At 69.1% G+C, this 15,515-nt stretch carries 15 protein-coding genes and 1 tRNA gene; 8 read left to right on the forward strand and 8 right to left on the reverse strand.

The genetic code is table 11. The features are described 5' to 3' along the window. Positions 1-1,770, forward strand: a 1,770-nt coding sequence (locus tag CCN37_RS35080) for a VanW family protein (RefSeq protein ID WP_086829343.1), incomplete at its 5' end; no start/stop codon positions are given. A 322-nt stretch (positions 1,771-2,092) separates the two neighbouring features. Next, on the forward strand, positions 2,093-2,875 hold the full coding sequence (locus CCN37_RS35085; RefSeq protein ID WP_371505531.1) for a DUF1206 domain-containing protein: 783 nt from the start codon (positions 2,093-2,095) through the stop codon (positions 2,873-2,875). A gap of 404 nt (positions 2,876-3,279) precedes the next feature. Here CCN37_RS35085 and CCN37_RS35090 read toward each other — a convergent pair whose 3' ends face one another. The 3 genes from CCN37_RS35090 to CCN37_RS35100 all read right to left on the reverse strand — a co-directional run bounded on the left by CCN37_RS35090 (position 3,280) and on the right by CCN37_RS35100 (position 7,165). After that, positions 3,280-5,112, reverse strand: coding sequence for an acyl-CoA dehydrogenase (locus CCN37_RS35090; protein ID WP_086829345.1), 1,833 nt, complete (start codon positions 5,110-5,112; stop codon positions 3,280-3,282). A 133-nt stretch (positions 5,113-5,245) separates the two neighbouring features. Further along, positions 5,246-5,875 (reverse strand): LysE family translocator, encoded by a 630-nt coding sequence (locus CCN37_RS35095; RefSeq protein ID WP_086829366.1) that lies wholly within the window; start codon positions 5,873-5,875, stop codon positions 5,246-5,248. Between the two features lie 123 nt (positions 5,876-5,998). Beyond that, entirely contained in the window at positions 5,999-7,165 is a 1,167-nt protein-coding gene (locus tag CCN37_RS35100) for an MFS transporter (protein ID WP_086829347.1), read from the reverse strand. Between the two features lie 61 nt (positions 7,166-7,226). On the opposite strand from CCN37_RS35100, the gene CCN37_RS35105 reads away from it, so the two are divergent. From CCN37_RS35105 to CCN37_RS35115, 3 genes are all read left to right on the forward strand, one after another. Continuing rightward, a complete protein-coding gene (locus CCN37_RS35105) occupies positions 7,227-7,823 on the forward strand; it encodes a TetR/AcrR family transcriptional regulator (RefSeq protein WP_086829349.1) in 597 nt (198 codons plus the stop codon). 174 nt (positions 7,824-7,997) lie between these two features. Then, a complete protein-coding gene (locus CCN37_RS35110; RefSeq protein WP_086829351.1) occupies positions 7,998-9,494 on the forward strand; it encodes a sodium:solute symporter family protein in 1,497 nt (498 codons plus the stop codon). 76 nt (positions 9,495-9,570) lie between these two features. Further along, positions 9,571-9,771, forward strand: coding sequence for a DUF433 domain-containing protein (locus CCN37_RS35115; RefSeq protein WP_168201008.1), 201 nt, complete (start codon positions 9,571-9,573; stop codon positions 9,769-9,771). On the opposite strand, the gene CCN37_RS35120 is transcribed toward CCN37_RS35115, so the two are convergent. Continuing rightward, positions 9,772-10,269, reverse strand: coding sequence for a nuclear transport factor 2 family protein (locus CCN37_RS35120; protein WP_086829354.1), 498 nt, complete (start codon positions 10,267-10,269; stop codon positions 9,772-9,774). Next, positions 10,266-10,901 (reverse strand): TetR/AcrR family transcriptional regulator, encoded by a 636-nt coding sequence (locus CCN37_RS35125; protein ID WP_086829356.1) that lies wholly within the window; start codon positions 10,899-10,901, stop codon positions 10,266-10,268. The genes CCN37_RS35120 and CCN37_RS35125 overlap by 4 nt, the downstream gene beginning before the upstream one ends. A 167-nt stretch (positions 10,902-11,068) precedes the next feature. On the opposite strand from CCN37_RS35125, the gene CCN37_RS42215 reads away from it, so the two are divergent. Further along, positions 11,069-12,283 (forward strand): DivIVA domain-containing protein, encoded by a 1,215-nt coding sequence (locus CCN37_RS42215; RefSeq protein ID WP_305764726.1) that lies wholly within the window; start codon positions 11,069-11,071, stop codon positions 12,281-12,283. Between the two features lie 90 nt (positions 12,284-12,373). Here CCN37_RS42215 and CCN37_RS40350 read toward each other — a convergent pair whose 3' ends face one another. Continuing rightward, positions 12,374-12,868, reverse strand: coding sequence for a hypothetical protein (locus CCN37_RS40350; protein ID WP_086829358.1), 495 nt, complete (start codon positions 12,866-12,868; stop codon positions 12,374-12,376). Positions 12,869-13,192: 324 nt separating this feature from the next. Then, positions 13,193-13,263: transfer RNA gene (locus CCN37_RS35150), tRNA-Gly, on the reverse strand. A gap of 67 nt (positions 13,264-13,330) precedes the next feature. On the opposite strand from CCN37_RS35150, the gene dcd reads away from it, so the two are divergent. Continuing rightward, the gene (gene dcd / locus CCN37_RS35155; RefSeq protein ID WP_086829360.1) at positions 13,331-13,915 is read left to right on the forward strand and encodes a dCTP deaminase; all 585 of its coding nucleotides are present in this window, start codon (positions 13,331-13,333) and stop codon (positions 13,913-13,915) included. Positions 13,916-13,934: 19 nt separating this feature from the next. After that, the gene (locus CCN37_RS35160) at positions 13,935-14,510 is read left to right on the forward strand and encodes a hypothetical protein (RefSeq protein WP_086829362.1); all 576 of its coding nucleotides are present in this window, start codon (positions 13,935-13,937) and stop codon (positions 14,508-14,510) included. Here the strand turns inward: CCN37_RS35160 and CCN37_RS35165 are convergent. Further along, positions 14,452-15,456 (reverse strand): cation diffusion facilitator family transporter, encoded by a 1,005-nt coding sequence (locus CCN37_RS35165; protein ID WP_086829370.1) that lies wholly within the window; start codon positions 15,454-15,456, stop codon positions 14,452-14,454. The genes CCN37_RS35160 and CCN37_RS35165 overlap by 59 nt on opposite strands. Between the last annotated feature and the right edge of the window lie 59 nt (positions 15,457-15,515).

Here is a 15,515-nt window from a genome sequence, read left to right on the forward strand (position 1 = left end):
CCCCCGCCTCCGCCGCCCGCCGATGACGACGCGCTCGACCCGCTGCCGGACGACGACGGTGACCAGGAGCGCTCCGGCCGCGGCAGGAAGATCCTGCTCGCCGCGGCCTCCGTGGTGGGCCTGCTCGGCGTGCTCTACGTCGGCGACCTCCTGCTGACCCAGGGCAACGTGCCGCGCGGGATCACCGTGGCCGGGGTGGACGTCGGCGGTCTCGACCGGGCGTCGGCCGAGCGCAAGCTGCGCGAGCAGATCGAGCCGAGGCTGGGCAAGCCGGTGGCGCTGCGCGTCGGCGACGTCGAGACCGAGATCTCCCCGCAGGAGGCAGGTCTGACGATGAACTGGAAGGGCACCCTGGACCAGGCGGGCGAGCAGTCCTACAACCCGTTCACCAGGATCTCCTCCTTCTTCAGCACCACCGAGCTCGGCGTGGTCACCTCGGCGGAGGAGAGCAAGGTCAGCGGCGCGCTGGAGCACCTGCGCGAGGCCACGGACCGCCTGCCCGCCGAGGGCACGATCGAGTTCACCGACGGCAGGCCCAAGCCGATCGACCCCAAGCCCGGCCAGAAGCTCGATGCCGCCGGGGCGATCCCGGTGCTCAAGGCCGACTGGCCGAGCGGGCGGCGCGTGCAGCTGCCCGCGATCATCGACCCGGTCACCTCCACGCCGGAGGGCGTGCGCAGGGCGCTCGAAGAGATCGCCAAGCCCGCGGTGTCCGGCCCGCTGACCGTGCTCGGCGAGGGCGGCAACGCCATCGTGCAGCCGGTGGCGATCGGCAACGCGATGCGCTTCGAGTCCGACGGCAAGGGCGGCCTCACCGCGTCGCTGGACGTGCCCAAGATCGCCGAGGTCGCGCGGCCGCAGCTGGCCTCCACCGACAAGCCGGGCAAGGACGCCGAGATCGTCATCGAGGGCGGCAAGCCCGTGGTGAAGCCGTCGACCGACGGCAGGGGCGTCGACTGGGAGAAGACCCTCGGCGGCGCGCTTGAGGTGCTGCGCAAGCCGCAGGACCGGCAGATCAAGGCCACCTACTCGCAGCTGCCCGCGAAGCTGACCACCGAGCAGGCCAACGCGCTCGGCATCAAGCAGGTCGTCGCGGAGTTCGAGACCAAGGGCTTCGCCGGCGACTCCGGCCGCAACATCAAGCGGGCGGCCGAGCAGATCAACGGCGCGATCGTGAAGCCGGGCGAGACCTTCAGCATGAACAACCGCACCGGCCCGCGCACGGCGGCGACCGGCTACGTCGAGGCGGCGATCATCGAGAAGGGCGAGCTGAGCCGCGCGGTCGGCGGCGGTGTCTCGCAGATGGCGACCACGCTCTACAACGCCGGCTACCACGCGGGCATGGTGGACGTGGCGCACAAGGAGCACAGCTTCTACATCTCGCGCTATCCCAAGGGCAGGGAGGCCACGGTCTTCCAGAACCCCAACGGCAGCAGCGTGATCGACGTGAAGTTCAAGAACGACAGCAAGACCGGCATCCTGGTGCAGACGATCTGGACCTCCTCGACGATCACCGTGAAGCTGTGGGGCACCAAGACCTACGAGGTCAGCGGCCAGACCAGCGAGCCGTTCGCGCAGACCTCCCCGCAGGTCAAGGAGATCCCGCACGGCCAGCCCTGCACCGCCAGCGCCGGTGCCGGTGGCTTCAGCGTGAAGGACACCAGGACGATCAAGGACCTCACCTCCGGCACCACGCGCCGCGAGGAGCGGACTGTCCGCTACAACCCGCAGCACAAGGTCGTCTGCGCGCCGGCGCCCGCTGGCGGCTGATCGCCAACCACGTACGCGAAAGGCCCCGCCCTCGTGGCGGGGCCTTGTCGTTGCCCTGCTAGGAGAACTTGACGCAGCTGAAGTGCACGTACCCCACAACGCCGTGCAGAAGTCTCCGTCGGGCGTGTAGTGCCCGTGCACGACGGTTGCCTTGGCGCCCTTGTTGATCTGCCCGATCGCGATGTCGCTGGTCGGGGTCTTGCGGACCAGCACCGTGTCGACCACGTCGAAGCTGCCGAGGACTTTCGCGAAGAACTCCTTCACGGAGGCATTGCTCCGAACGGCCCGTTTCGCGTTGCCGCGCAAGGTGAATCTCTTGCTGGTGGAACGAGTCGTCGAGATCGGCGGCCGGGTGGGCATGGCCTGCTTCGGCCTGGTGCACCTCGTCGTGGCGTGGCTCGCCGTCCAGGTCGCTCTCGGTGGCAGTCCTGGCGAGGCCGACCAGAAGGGCGCGCTGGCCACGGTCGCCGCGCAGCCCTTCGGCGTGGCACTCCTGCTGGCGCTCGCCGCCGGGCTGGCGGCGTTCGCGCTCTGGCAGCTGTTGAGTGCGTTCTCCGGCCACCGCTGGGTTTCCGACCGGCGTGAGCGCACGGTCAAGCGGGTCGCCTCGGCCGCGCGCGGTGTCACGGGTGCCGCGCTGAGCGTCGCCGCGGTGAACTTCGTGATCGGCGCCGGGCAGGAATCCGGTGACCAGAGCCAGAAAACGCTCACGGCTGAACTGCTCGCGCTGCCGGGCGGTCCGTGGATCGTCGCGCTGATCGCCGCCGTGGTGTTCGGCGTGGGCGTCGCCGTCGTGGTCAAGGGCGTGCGCAAGAGCTTCCTCGACGAGCTGGACATGACCAGGCTGCCGAAGGGCACGCGGACGTGGACCCGGCGGCTCGGCATGATCGGTCACCCCGCGAAGGGAATCGCCTTCGGCGTGGTGGGAATCCTGTTGGGGGTGGCCGGTTTCACCGCCGACCCGAACCGCGCCGGTGGCCTCGACCAAGCCCTGCGCGAGCTCGCCGCGCTGCCGTTCGGCGTCTTCGTCCTGCTCGCCGTCGCGCTGGGGCTGGCGGCGTTCGGGGTCTACTGCTTCGCCGACGCCCGCTGCCGCAGGCCCTGAACGGGCTGAGAGGGCGACACCCGTCGGTGCCGCCCTCACCCGCCTCGACGTGCCTAGAAACGCGGGCAGTTCTCGTGCACGTACCCGATGACGTGCTGCCGTTCACGCGAGCGAGAACGGTGCGGTACCAGGACCCGGTACCCCGGGTCGCAAATACCCGCGAACTACCTTGACCTTGTCGCCCTTTCGAACTGCGTGAGCGCGTCGTCGCTGCTGGGGCCGCTTCCGCTGCAGGTGAGGCGATGGCGGGTGCGGCGAAAGCGAACAGCGCGGCTGCGGTGATCAGCGCCGACCAGGGGCTCGCATTTGTTCACGTGGATCGCGGTCGCACAGAGAAAAGAAGAAGCGGCGGCGCCTGGCTCAGGCGCCGCCGCTTCCGATCCCGACCGGGAACCGTGGGGAGATCAGAACGCCGCTTCGTCGATCTCCATCAGCGAGTTGTCCGTGCTCTCGACGATCTTGCGCCGGGAGGACAGCTCGGGCAGCACGTTCTTGGCGAAGAAGCTGGCCGCCGCGATCTTGCCCTCGTAGAAGGAGCGGTCCTTCGCCGAGGGGCCCGCGTCCAGCGCGGCGATCGCCACGTCGGCCTGGCGCAGCAGCAGCCAGCCGATCAGCAGGTCACCCATGCTCATCAGCAGGCTCACGCTGTTCTGGCCGACCTTGTACAGGTTGCGCTGGTCCTCCTGCGAGGAGGTCAGGAACCCGATCAGCGTGCCCAGCGTGCCCTGCGCGTCCTCAAGCGCCTGCTTGAGCAGCGCGCGCTCTTCCTTGAGCCTGCCGTTGCCGTTCTCGTTGGCGATGAACTGCTGGATCTCGTTCGCCAGGAAGCCGAGCGCCTGGCCCTTGTCACGGACGATCTTGCGGAAGAAGAAGTCCAGCGACTGGATGGCCGTGGTGCCCTCGTACAGGCTGTCGATCTTGGCATCGCGGATGTACTGCTCGATCGGGTAGTCCTGCAGGAAGCCGGAGCCGCCGAGCGTCTGCAGCGAGTGCGTCAGCATCTCGTAGGCGCGCTCCGACCCGACGCCCTTGACGATCGGCAGCAGCAGGTCGTTGACCCGGTTGGCCAGCTCCACGTTCTCGCCCGCGCGGATCTGGTCCTGGAACGAGGCGGTGTAGAGGTAGACCGCGCGCAGGCCCTCCGCGTAGGACTTCTGCAGCATCAGCGAGCGCCGCACGTCCGGGTGGTGGGTGATCGTGACGCGCGGGGCCGTCTTGTCCAGCATCTGCGTCAGGTCGGCGCCCTGCACGCGCTCCTTGGCGTACTCCAGCGCGTTCAGGTAGCCGGTGGACAGCGTGGCGATCGCCTTGGTGCCGACCATCATCCGGGCGTGCTCGATCACCTGGAACATCTGCGCGATGCCGTCGTGCACCTCGCCGAGCAGCCAGCCCTTGGCGGGCACCCCGTGCTGGCCGAAGGTCAGCTCGCAGGTGGTGGACACCTTGATGCCCATCTTGTGCTCGATGTTGGTGACGAAGGCGCCGTTGCGCTCGCCGAGCGCACCGGTCTCGGGGTCGAAGTGGAACTTGGGCACCAGGAACAGGCTCAGGCCCTTGGTGCCCGCCTTGGCCTCGATGCCGGGACCCTCGGGGCGGGCCAGCACCAGGTGCATGATGTTCTCGGTCATGTCCTGGTCGCCGGAGGTGATGAAGCGCTTCACGCCGTCCAGGTGCCAGGTGCCGTCCTCCTGCAGCACGGCCTTGGTGCGGCCAGCGCCGACGTCGGAGCCGGCGTCCGGTTCGGTCAGCACCATGGTGGCGCCCCAGCTGCGGTCGACCATCAGCTGCGCCCAGCTCTTCTGCTCGTCCGTGCCGTTGGAGTAGGCGATGGAGGCGAAGCTGGCGCCGGCCATGTACATGAACAGCGCTGGGTTGGAGCCCAGGATCAGCTCGGCCGCCGCCCACTGCACGGTGGAGGGGATGCCGAAGCCGCCGAGCTCGTCGATGGCGCCGAGCCGCCACCACTCGCCGTCGAGGAGCATCTGGTAGGCGTTCTTGAAGCTCTCGGGCAGCGTCACCGAGTGCGTCTTGGGGTCGAAGACCGGCGGGTTGCGGTCGGCGTCGGCGAAGGAGTCCGCCAGCGGCCCGGTCGCCAGGGCGTTCAGCTCGGTCAGCACACCGCGGGCAGTGTCCTCGTCTGCCTGCTCGAACGGCCCGCTGCCCAGCCGCTGCTGGACTTTGAACACCTCGAACAGGTTGAACTCGAGGTCGCGCAGGTTGCTCTTGTAGTGGCCCATCTCGTCGCTCCCGGGTATCGCGGGTTGCTGGCAGCGGGACACACGCCCTACTAGCCGGTAACAACAGGATATTACCCGTTGGTAACCGCTAGCAAGCGAAGGCCAAGGGAACTGATGTCACAAGCGGGTGAACTCAGGCCGCGGTTCGACCGAGCGTGACCATGCGGACACCCATCCCGACCAGCACCAAGCCGCTGAGCTGGTCCACCCGTGCGCGCACCCCGGGGCGGGCGAGGAACCGCCGCACCGCTCCGACGGCCAGCACCACCAGCGTGTACCAGGACGCGCTGATCGCCATCTGCGCCGCCGCGAGCACGGCCGTTCCGGCGAGCACGTCGCCGCCGACCGGGATGAACTGGGGGAGCAGCGCGAGGTAGAGCACGGCCGCCTTCGGGTTGGCCAGGTTCGCCACGAGCCCGGCCCGGTAGGAGGCGAACAGCCCGCGCTGCACCGCCCTGCTCTCCGCTTCACCGCGCCGCCGCCGCGACCGCAGGAGCGCCTGGACCCCGAGCCACACAAGGTAGATCGCGCCAACGACCTTGAGCACGACGAAGGCGATCTCCGAGGTGCGCACGAGCGCGGTGAGCCCGAAGGCCGACGCGAACGCCCAGAACACCAGGCCGCTGGTGTTGCCGAGAACCGTCGCCAGTCCCGCGATCCGCCCCGCGCGCAGCGACTGGTCGATGATCACCGCGAGGGACGGCCCCGGCGCGATCACAACCGCGAGCACCGTGACGACGAACGGCCAGGTCAGAGCCTCCATGCGCTCAGTCTGCGCCCCGCGCGCCACCACACCCACCCCACTGTGCGCCCCCTCACGCCCCCTCATTGCTCCGCGCGCCAAACGGGACGTTCGCGGGCCAGCGCCGAGCACCGAGAACCAGTGCTAGCGGGCCAGGCGGGCGAGCAGGGTGCCGAGGGCGAGCAGGGCGGTGACGACGAGCGCGATCACCGCGAAACCCGCGCCGTGCAAGGCAACCGCGAGCTGCGGGCCGAGGCTCGCGCCCATGAAGAGCACGAAGGAGTAGATCGAAACGGCCGTCGCGCGCGCGGCACCCGCGTTGTCGTTGATCGACTCGACGATGGCCGGGCCCGCCATCACCACGCAGGCGGAGAACAGGAACATGCCGATGCCGATCAGCACGAGGCTGCCACCGGATGCTGCCGCGATCGCCGTTCCGACGGCCGAAAGGCCAAGGGCCACAACGGTTCTGCGCGGAGCCGGGATTCGGGTGACCAGGGGTGCGGCGACGCCGGTCAACACCATCGCGGGCAAAGCGCTGGCGCGCAACCACAACAGCCCGTCGTGGTCGGCGAGCCCGGTGATCTGGATGCCGGAGTAAGCGCCGACGAACGCGGCCAGCAGGGTCGAAGCGGCGGCGTACAACAGCACCAAACGCTTGTTGCGCAACAGGTCCAGCATGACGCGCCACGGCGCCACGCTCACGGTCGGCCGGTCGTCGCGGTCCGGGCGCAGTGCGAACTTCTGCCACACGGCGCACGCGAGCAGGCCGACTCCGCTGATCACGAACACCGCCCGCCACCCGGCCAGGTCGCCGAGCAGCTGCGCGCCCACCTGGCCGATCACTGCGGACGAGACGAAAGCGCTGGTCAGGATCGTGAAGGCGATCGCGCGGCGACGCGGGTCGATCTGGTCGACGACGTAGGCCATCGCGGCGGGAGCGAAGGCCGCCGCCGCGAAGCCCTGGATCACGCGCAGCACCACGAGCGCGCTGACGCCGGGAGCGACCGCGACGGCGGCGGTGGTCACCGCGGCGACGGCGAGGCCGATGACCATCACGCGGCCGGGGCCGAAGCGGTCGGAAAGCGGCCCCAGGAACAGGAAACCGAAGGCGTAGGCCAGGCCGAAGGCGGTGGAGGACCAGGCGAGCGCGGCCTCGGGAACGCCGAAGTCCTGCGCTGCCAGGGGAGCGAGGGGAATGGAGCTGTAGAGCTGGCTCACCACGAGCACGGCGGCCACGCCCAGCGCGGTGATGGTCGGGCCGAGCGGGGCGTGGGTCCGCTGGGCGGCGAGGGCAGGGGACGAGTGCATGCGGGGAACGCTAGCCAACCAACTGGTTGGTAGTCAACCAACCAGTTGGTAGCGTTGGACCATGTCGAGGGACCCCAGCGCGACCAAGGCCAGCCTCCTCGCCGCCGCGCGCGTCGAATTTGCAGCTCACGGCGCCGCAGGCGCACGCGTCGACCGGATCGCCGAGCGCGCCGGGGTGAGCAAGGAGCGCATCTACGGCTACTTCGGGAGCAAGGACAAGCTCTTCGACGCCGTGCTGGACGAGGTGGTCGAGGAGGTCATGGAGTTCGTCGGCGAGCCCGGCAGGGACATCGCCGCCTACGTCCGGCGCGTGCACGACTTCCACCGGGAGCGGCCGGACCTGGTGCGGCTGCTGGTCTGGGAGGGCATGCAGGGCGGCGGCTCCTGCCCCAACCGGCGCAGCCGCGTCGAGCACTACGTGCGCAAGAACCAGGCGATGGCCGAGGCGCTCGGGCTGGAGACCGCCGAGGAGGCCGCGCCGTTGCTGTTCATGTTCATGGCGATCTGCTCGTGGTCGGTGGTCGTGCCGCAGGTGGCCAGGCTCGTGCTGGGCGAGGGCATCGACACCGAGGACGGCCGCGACCGGCTGCGCAAGCACATCGGCGACTTCGCCGAGGGCGCCGTGACTCACATACGTGAACAACAATCACGAGTGTGACTCGGTTCGCCCGTAACCATTCCGTTAACCGGCGTCCCAGCCGTATGACGTAAGCCACTCAGCAATCCCGTGCGGGTGCCGAGGGGCAAGGGAGTCCGCCAGCTCCCGTCGTCGCCGAACGACCCCAGGTGCCCTCGCGGTGCGCAGGCTTCGCGCACAACCCTGGGAGGTCTCATGGGGACCCTCGACTGGATCGTGGTCGGCGGGTACTTCTTCGTGATGGTCGGCATCGGCTGGTGGTCTCGCACGCGCATCAGGAACGTGCTGGACTTCTTCACCGCTGGCGGGCGGATGCCGTGGTGGCTCTCCGGTATCTCGCACCACATGTCGGGCTACAGCGCCGTGATGTTCGTGGCCTTCGCCAGTGAGGCGTACCGGCTCGGGCTCACCGTCTACGTCTGGTGGGCGCTGACCATCGGGGTCGGCATCGGCATCGGTGCCTTCCTGTTCTCCGCGCGGTGGAACCGGCTGCGCGCCAAGCACGGTGTCGCCTCGCCGCTGGAGTACCTGGCGACGCGCTACAACCTGCCCACGCAGCAGGTGATGGCGTGGGCGGGAACCCTGCTCAAGGTCGTGGACATCGCGGCGAAGTGGGCCGCGGTCGCGGTGCTGCTGCGCGGGTTCGCCGGCGTGCCGATCACGTGGGGAATCGTGATCGTCGGCGTGGTGACGATGGTCTACTCGGTGATGGGCGGGCTGTGGGCCGACGCGCTCACCGATTTCGGCCAGTTCATCATCCAGGCCGCCGCGGGCATCGTCATGTTCGTCGCGGTCGCCGCGCACTTCGGCGGCATCCAGTTCATGTGGGAGATCTGGGGCCAGCTGCCCGCCGCGAACAGCGAACCGCTGCGCGAGCCCTACACGGCCACGTTCTTCATGGCGCTGTTCATCATCAAGACGCTGGAGTACAACGGCGGCATGTGGAACCTGGCGCAGCGCTACATGGCCGCGCCGGACGGGGCCGCCGCGAAGCGCTCCGCGCTGCTGTCCAGCGCGCTGTGGCTGGTGTGGCCGCTGATCCTGTTCTTCCCGATGTGGGCCGCCCCGCTGATCGTGCCGGGCCTGGCGACGGCGGACGACGCCTACATCGAGCTCGGCAAGATCATGCTGCCCGCCGGGATGATCGGCCTGGTGCTCGCGGGGTTCTTCTCGCACACCATGGCGATGGTGTCCTCCGACGCCAACGTGATCTCTGCGGTGATCACCAGGGACATGCTGCCGCACCTGTGGAAGGGCGTGCGGAACCTGACCGCCGAGCGGCAGCTCCAGCTCGCGCGCGTCACCACGTTCCTGTTCATCGGGTTGAGCATGCTGATCGCCGTCACCTCGGGCGGTCAGGGTTGGGTGCTCAAGATCGTGGTCGACCTGGTCGCCGCGACCATGGGGCCGATCGCGGTGCCGCTGATGCTCGGCCTGCTCCCGTGGTTCCGCAGGATGGGGCCGAGCGCGGCGATCACCTCGGTGGTGGCTGGCCTCGGCGTCTGGGCCTTCCTCTACATCAGCCAGCAGAGCGGCGTCTCCGTCGACAAGGAGGCGCTGGTCGCCTTCCCGCTGCTGACCTCGCTGGTCCTGTACGTGGTCGTCGGTCTGCTCCGCCCGGAGCGCACCGCGCGCAGGGACGAGCTGATCGACTCGCTCTCCACTGACGAGGTGCCGGTCAAGACCTCTTGATCCGTAGTCAAGACGAACAGCCCTGGCGTCCCGGGGCTGTTTGTCTTGACCGGCGGCGATGGACGATGATGGGGCCGTGGCTCTTTCCGAGATCTCAATGGACCCCGACGTGCTCCAGGGCGTTCCGGTGGTGACCGGCACGACCATCTCGGTGTCGGCGGTCGTCGCACTGGTCTGCGAGGGCCTGAGCGAGCAGGAGATCATCGAGCGGCACCCGCAGCTCACCCCGGCCGACATCGTGGCCTGCGTCGAGTTCCAGCACGCGGGTTCGCGCTGATCAGCGCTTGAGCACCCGCGCGGCCAGCTTGTCGCCGGAGCCCACCATCAGCTGAAGCGGCTTGATCAGCACGGACAGCAGCACGGCCATCCTCGGCTTGCCGAAGCCCCGCGCGATCTTCGGGCCGAGCGCGCCCATCACCGCGACGATCCCGGGCATCGGCCTGATCCACATCGTCAGCTCGGTGATGCGGCCCTGCTGGTCCAGCCGCACCAGCGAGCACTCCTCGATCGCCGTGCGGCCGACCCGCCCTCGGTAGAACAGCGCGCGCTTGCGGTCATCGCCAAGGTCGGTGTGGAAGCGGATGTCCTTGAAGCTGCCCATCGCAGCCTCGAACACCATGCGCACGTCGGCCTTGCCGGTGAACCGGCCGCGATCGGTGAGCGGCGACCGCAGCACCACGTCCTCGGACATCATCGACACCGCCAGCTCGACGTCGCCGCTCTCGGTCGCCCGCCGGAAGGTCTCGGTCGTCGTTCTCGCCACATCCAGGCTCATGTCGCAGTACTCCTCGTCGTCGACGCCAATCCGCGCCACAGCAGGTCGCGGGCGAGCAGCACGATCTGCTCTCGGTTCACATCGCGGTTGCGCCACCACCAGGCCGCGAGCGCGTTGACCGCCCACTTGGAGGTCTCGGCCAGCAGCTCGTCGGCCCGCTCGCGCTCCAGTTCCACCGACAGGGACAGCTCGGGGATGCGGTGGAACAGCCCCGCGAGCCGCTGGCTGGCCAGCTCCTGACCGCGCCGGTGCGCCTCGGCCACCTCGGCGTCGCCGGGGGAATCGAGGAAGATCATTCGCCACGCGTGCTCGTTGCCCTCGATCCACGCGAAGATCGAGTCGAGCGAGCGCGTGACCAGCTGCTCCGGCGTCTGCGCCGGTTCCTGGGCCGACCAGTGCTCGACGAACGCGGTCGCCTGCGCGTCGAGCAGGTGCGCGTAGAGCCCGGCCTTCGACGGGAAGTGGTCGTAGAGCACCGGAGTGCTGATCCCGGCGGCCTTCGCGACCGCGCGCATGGACGCCTTGTCGTAGCCGTTGACGGCGAAGACCTCCGCCGCGGCGCTCACGATGAGCGCGCGCCGGTCGTCCGGCCGGAGCCGTTTCCTCGGGGTGGACCCCGCTTTACCTGACATCGGTTAGGTAGCTTACCCGCCTACCTGACGGCTGTCAGGTAAACCGCCCACATCAAGCAATTGCCGCCTGACAAGCCTTGATGTGCATCGCCCGATTGGGCAAAGTGTGGCTCGACGTGTTGACGGCGGGTAGTCGGGGCAGGACAGAGCATGAGGCGGCGGCAGTCATGACACTCACCCCGGAAGAGATCCGCACCGCGGCGTTCGCCAAGCCGCCGCGAGGGGAGCGGGGCTATTCCGACGACGCGGTCGACGCCTTCCTCGACCGGGTGGAGGCGACGCTGCGCGGGGAGGACAAGCTCACCCCGAAGGACGTCCTGGAGATCCGCTTCCCGCCCGCCAAGTGGCGTCGCCGCGGCTACGACGAGGACGAGGTGGACGACTTCCTCGACCGCGCGGTCGCGACGCTCAAGGCGCGCGCCGAGGACGACGACGCCCCGAGCTCGCAGCCCTCGGCACCCCGCATCCGCGCCGCCGACATCGGCAAGGTCGTCTTCAAGAAGCCCGGGCGCGGCAAGGCCGGCTACGACGACGAGGAGGTCGACGCCTTCCTCGACCGGATCGAGGCGTCGCTGCGCGGCGAGGACACGCTGACCTCGGAGAAGATCCGCTCAGCCCGCTTCAAGGCCGCCAAGCGCAGGGGCGAGGCCTACGACGAGGACGAGGTGGACGCCTTCCTCGCGCGCGTCGCCAAGCAGATGGACGACGACGAGCTGGCCGACCGCCCCACGGAGATCACCGAGCGCAAGGCGCCGCCGGTCCGCGACCGGATTCGCGAGCAGGCCTTCCGCCCGCCCGTTCCCGGTGGCAGGGGCTACGACGAGAAGCAGGTGGACGCCTTCCTCGCGCGGGTCGAGGCGACCATGCGCGGCAAGGACTCCATCACCCCGCAGCAGGTCGCCGACATCCGCTTCACCCCGCCCCGGCGCGGCAAGCCCGGCTACGACGCGGACGGCGTCGACGCGCTGCTGGACCGGCTCGCGCTGTCGCTGACCCAGCTGCCGCCGCGCAGCAAGCCCAAGCCGATGCCGATGCTGACCGCCGAGGACGTCCGCAAGGTCGCCTTCCACCGCCCGCGTCCCGGCGAGCTCGGCTACGACGAGATCGAGGTCGACCAGTTCCTCGACCGCGTCGAGGCCACGTTGCAGGGCGAGGACCAGATCTCGCTCAAGGACGTGCAGCGCGTCCGCTTCCACTCGCCAGCGCCCGGCCACGGCGGCTACGACAACGGCGAGGTGGACGCGTTCCTGGACCTGCTGGAGGTCCGGTGGAGCGGCGTGATGCCGACCGAGCGCCTGCGCCCCGTTCCGCGCATGCCCCCTCGGACCGCGCCGAGGGCTCAGCACTCCGGTTTCTTCCCGGCTCCGCCCGCCCGGCACTAGTTCCCGTGACGACAGCCCCCGAATTGATCTTTCGGGGGCTGTCGGCATGAGTGGATCATTTTCCGGGAGCGTGTTTCCGCCCGGCCAGGATCAATTGCACATCGGCGTTCCCATGACATTGTTCCAACTCGCGCAGCCCGAGCTGTGGCCGTACCAGAAGTGGCCGAACTCGTGCGCCGCGAGCACTCCGGGGCTCCTCGTGCCGTTCGGCATCAGCGCGATCGCCGAGCCGCCGTAGTTGCACCCGACCGCGCGCGCGACACCGCAGTTGGTGATGTAGCTGGTCTGGCAGCGCACCGGGACGCCGCCCGCGCGCTCGACGAGCCTGCTGCCGCCCCAGTAGTTGGCGCCCTGGCGGATCACGCTGGCCCACTGCGAACAGCTGGAGGTCATGGTCCACGCGACCGGCGCCGCGTCGGGCGAGAGCTTCACGATCGGCTCGGAGTCCAGCTCGACCGGGGGCTGCTCCCCGGCGGCGACCTGGGCGTGCAATTGCTGGGGGGAGGACTGGGCGGCGGGGGCGTCGGCCGCCCAGAGCACGGAGGCGACCAAGACGGGCAGGGCCGCGAGAACGAACCTTCTCATCGACGTGTCCTTTTGACGCAGGGATATTCGTAGGACGCAGGGACGTCTTGTCAGGAAGGTAGAACTCCGCCGGTAATGTGAAGAAGAGTCGGAAGTCGTGGACCTGCATCAGGTTCATTTATGTGAATCTGTGCAAATCCCGAAGAATTGACTGTGAACGCACTATTGGAATGCTGCGTTCAGCCGTCAACCGCAAGCCTGACGGGGCGCTGGTTCAGCACCCATCGCACCGTGGGGGGCTTGGGGGGTTCGACCCCCCAACATCACAAAGGCCGACCCGGCGAAAGTGGCGAAGCCACTGAGCAGGGTCGGCCTGAGGTCGAGAGCGGGTGACGGGAATCGAACCCGCGCCTACAGCTTGGGAAGCTGTCGTTCTACCATTGAACTACACCCGCATGATGCGATCACGAGCATACACAGGCGTGGTCCTTGGCGGGAGTCCGGGGCGGCTACGCTGGCGCCGTGCTCCTCAGTGACCGGGACCTGCGCAAGGAAGTCGAGGCTGGCCGCCTCGGGCTCGACCCCTTCGACGCCGACATGATCCAGCCGTCCAGCATCGACGTGCGTCTTGACCGGTTCTTCAGGGTCTTCAACAACACGAAGTACACCCACATCGACCCCGCGCTCCAGCAGGACGAGCTGACCTCGCTGGTGGAGAAGGCCGATGAGGAAGAGCCGTTCGTGCTGCACCCCGGCGAGTTCGTGCTGGGCTCCACCTTCGAGCTGGTGACGCTGCCGGACGACCTCGCGGGCCGCCTGGAGGGCAAGTCCTCGCTTGGCCGCCTCGGGCTGCTGACCCACTCCACCGCCGGGTTCATCGACCCGGGCTTCACCGGCCACATCACCCTCGAGCTGTCCAACGTGGCGAACCTGCCGATCACGTTGTGGCCGGGGATGAAGATCGGTCAGCTCTGCCTGTTCCGGCTGAGCAGCCCGGCCGAGAACCCGTACGGCTCGGGCGCGATGGGCTCGCGGTACCAGGGGCAGCGCGGGCCGACGCAGTCCAGGGCGCACCTGAACTTCCACCGGGTCGACACGCGCAGGTGAGCCGCCCCCGAACAGGGTGATGACCGCGGGCGGGTCCACACTGGGCGACGTGCTCGTCCCGTTTCCCCGCAGCGAACCGGAAGCGCCGCTCGCCTCGGCTCTGGAAGTCGTGAAGGAAGTCGGTCCGGCCGTGCCGGGTGAGATGGCCACGTTCACCGTGACCGTCCGCAACACCGGCGACGTCCCGCTGGTCGAGGTCTCGATCGACGACGACGAGGACGCGGTGTGCGGCAACAGTTTTCCCGAGCCGCTGCCGCCGGGGGCCGCGCGCACCTACACCTGCACCGCGGTGGTCGAGGACTACAGCCCACCCGGCACGGTCACGGCCACGGCGGTGGACCCGCAGCAGAACTCGGTGCGTGCGACCTACGACACCAAGGGGATCGTGCACCGGCAGCAGGTGGAGACCGTCGCGCCGCAGCCCAGCGCGCAGCCGGACGTGCTCGCCTCGGCCGGTGTGGAGCTGGAACCGTTGCCAGTGCTGGGAATCGGCATGGTCCTGGTCGGCGCGTTGCTGCTGGTCTCAGGCCGTCGGCTCAGTCACTGTCGAAGCGCCGGGCGAGATCGCCGTAGCGGGCCAGAACCCGCGCCCTGAGCTCCGGATCGGTCCTGGGCACCGGCTCCAGGAAGATCTCGTCCAGCTCGGCGAACTCCGCGCGCAGCTCCGCGTCGATGCGCACGCAGGCCCGCTCCAGCTCGGCCGCGGTCAGCGAGTCGTCGAAGTCCACCCTCGCGCACAGCAGCACCTGATCGGTTCCCGTGAGCATGGTGAGCAGGTCCGCGACGGCCTCCACCTCCGGCTGGGCCAGCAGGCGGTTGTGCACCTCGCGCACGAGCCGGACGTCCGCCTGACGCCCGATCAGCAGCGCCTTGTTGCTGCGCCCCAGGATGTAGGCGACCACCACGAGCAGCACGCCGATCAGCAGCGAGGCCACGCCGTCCCACACCGAGGAGCCGGTGATGTCGTGCAGGCCGACTCCGGCGAAGGCGATCAGCAGGCCGATGAGCGCTGCGGTGTCCTCCAGGAACACCGTCTTCACGGTCGGGTCGTCGGAGACCCTCAGGTACTCGGTGAAGGACCGCTCGTCCTCCCTGGCGTCCTTGCGGACCTGGCGCACGGCCTGCGTCCACGACACCAGCTCCATGGCGAAGGCCAAGCCCAGCACCAGGTAGCCGACCCACGCACTGGTCTGCTCGGTGCTCTCGCCCGCCAGCGTCTCGAATCCCTCGATGAACGCGAACAAGGCGCCCGACACGAAGATCGACACTGCGGCGAGCAGCGACCAGAAGTAGCGCTCCTTGCCGTAGCCGAAGGGATGCCTCCGGTCGGCGGGCCGCCCCGACCGCCGCAGCGCGGTCAGCAGCAGGCCTTCCGTGAACGTGTCCGCCACCGAGTGCGCCGCCTCGGCCAGCAACGCCGCCGATCCGGTCACCACGCCCGCGAACGCCTTCATCACGCCGATCGCGAAGTTCACCGCCAGCGCGACGAGCACGGTGAACGTGCTCTCCCCGCCGCCGTTCTCCCGCTGCTGCTCCGCCACCCCGAAACCGTAGATCGCCCCGCCCGCCCCCACACCCCGAGCGTTGCCACCTGAATGAC

This window comes from Allokutzneria sp. NRRL B-24872 (assembly GCF_002155965.1).
Lineage (GTDB): Bacteria > Actinomycetota > Actinomycetes > Mycobacteriales > Pseudonocardiaceae > Allokutzneria.

What these genes read in the sequence shown, in the direction of transcription:
- CCN37_RS35090 (WP_086829345.1), bottom strand. Translation starts at nt 5,112, where the DNA reads ATGGGCCACTACAAGAGCAACCTGCGCGACCTCGAGTTCAACCTGTTC.
- CCN37_RS35095 (WP_086829366.1), bottom strand. Translation starts at nt 5,875, where the DNA reads ATGGAGGCTCTGACCTGGCCGTTCGTCGTCACGGTGCTCGCGGTTGTG.
- CCN37_RS35100 (WP_086829347.1), bottom strand. Translation starts at nt 7,165, where the DNA reads ATGCACTCGTCCCCTGCCCTCGCCGCCCAGCGGACCCACGCCCCGCTC.
- CCN37_RS35105 (WP_086829349.1), top strand. Translation starts at nt 7,227, where the DNA reads ATGTCGAGGGACCCCAGCGCGACCAAGGCCAGCCTCCTCGCCGCCGCG.
- CCN37_RS35110 (WP_086829351.1), top strand. Translation starts at nt 7,998, where the DNA reads ATGGGGACCCTCGACTGGATCGTGGTCGGCGGGTACTTCTTCGTGATG.
- CCN37_RS35120 (WP_086829354.1), bottom strand. Translation starts at nt 10,269, where the DNA reads ATGAGCCTGGATGTGGCGAGAACGACGACCGAGACCTTCCGGCGGGCG.
- CCN37_RS35125 (WP_086829356.1), bottom strand. Translation starts at nt 10,901, where the DNA reads ATGTCAGGTAAAGCGGGGTCCACCCCGAGGAAACGGCTCCGGCCGGAC.
- CCN37_RS42215 (WP_305764726.1), top strand. Translation starts at nt 11,069, where the DNA reads ATGACACTCACCCCGGAAGAGATCCGCACCGCGGCGTTCGCCAAGCCG.
- CCN37_RS40350 (WP_086829358.1), bottom strand. Translation starts at nt 12,868, where the DNA reads ATGAGAAGGTTCGTTCTCGCGGCCCTGCCCGTCTTGGTCGCCTCCGTG.
- CCN37_RS35160 (WP_086829362.1), top strand. Translation starts at nt 13,935, where the DNA reads ATGACCGCGGGCGGGTCCACACTGGGCGACGTGCTCGTCCCGTTTCCC.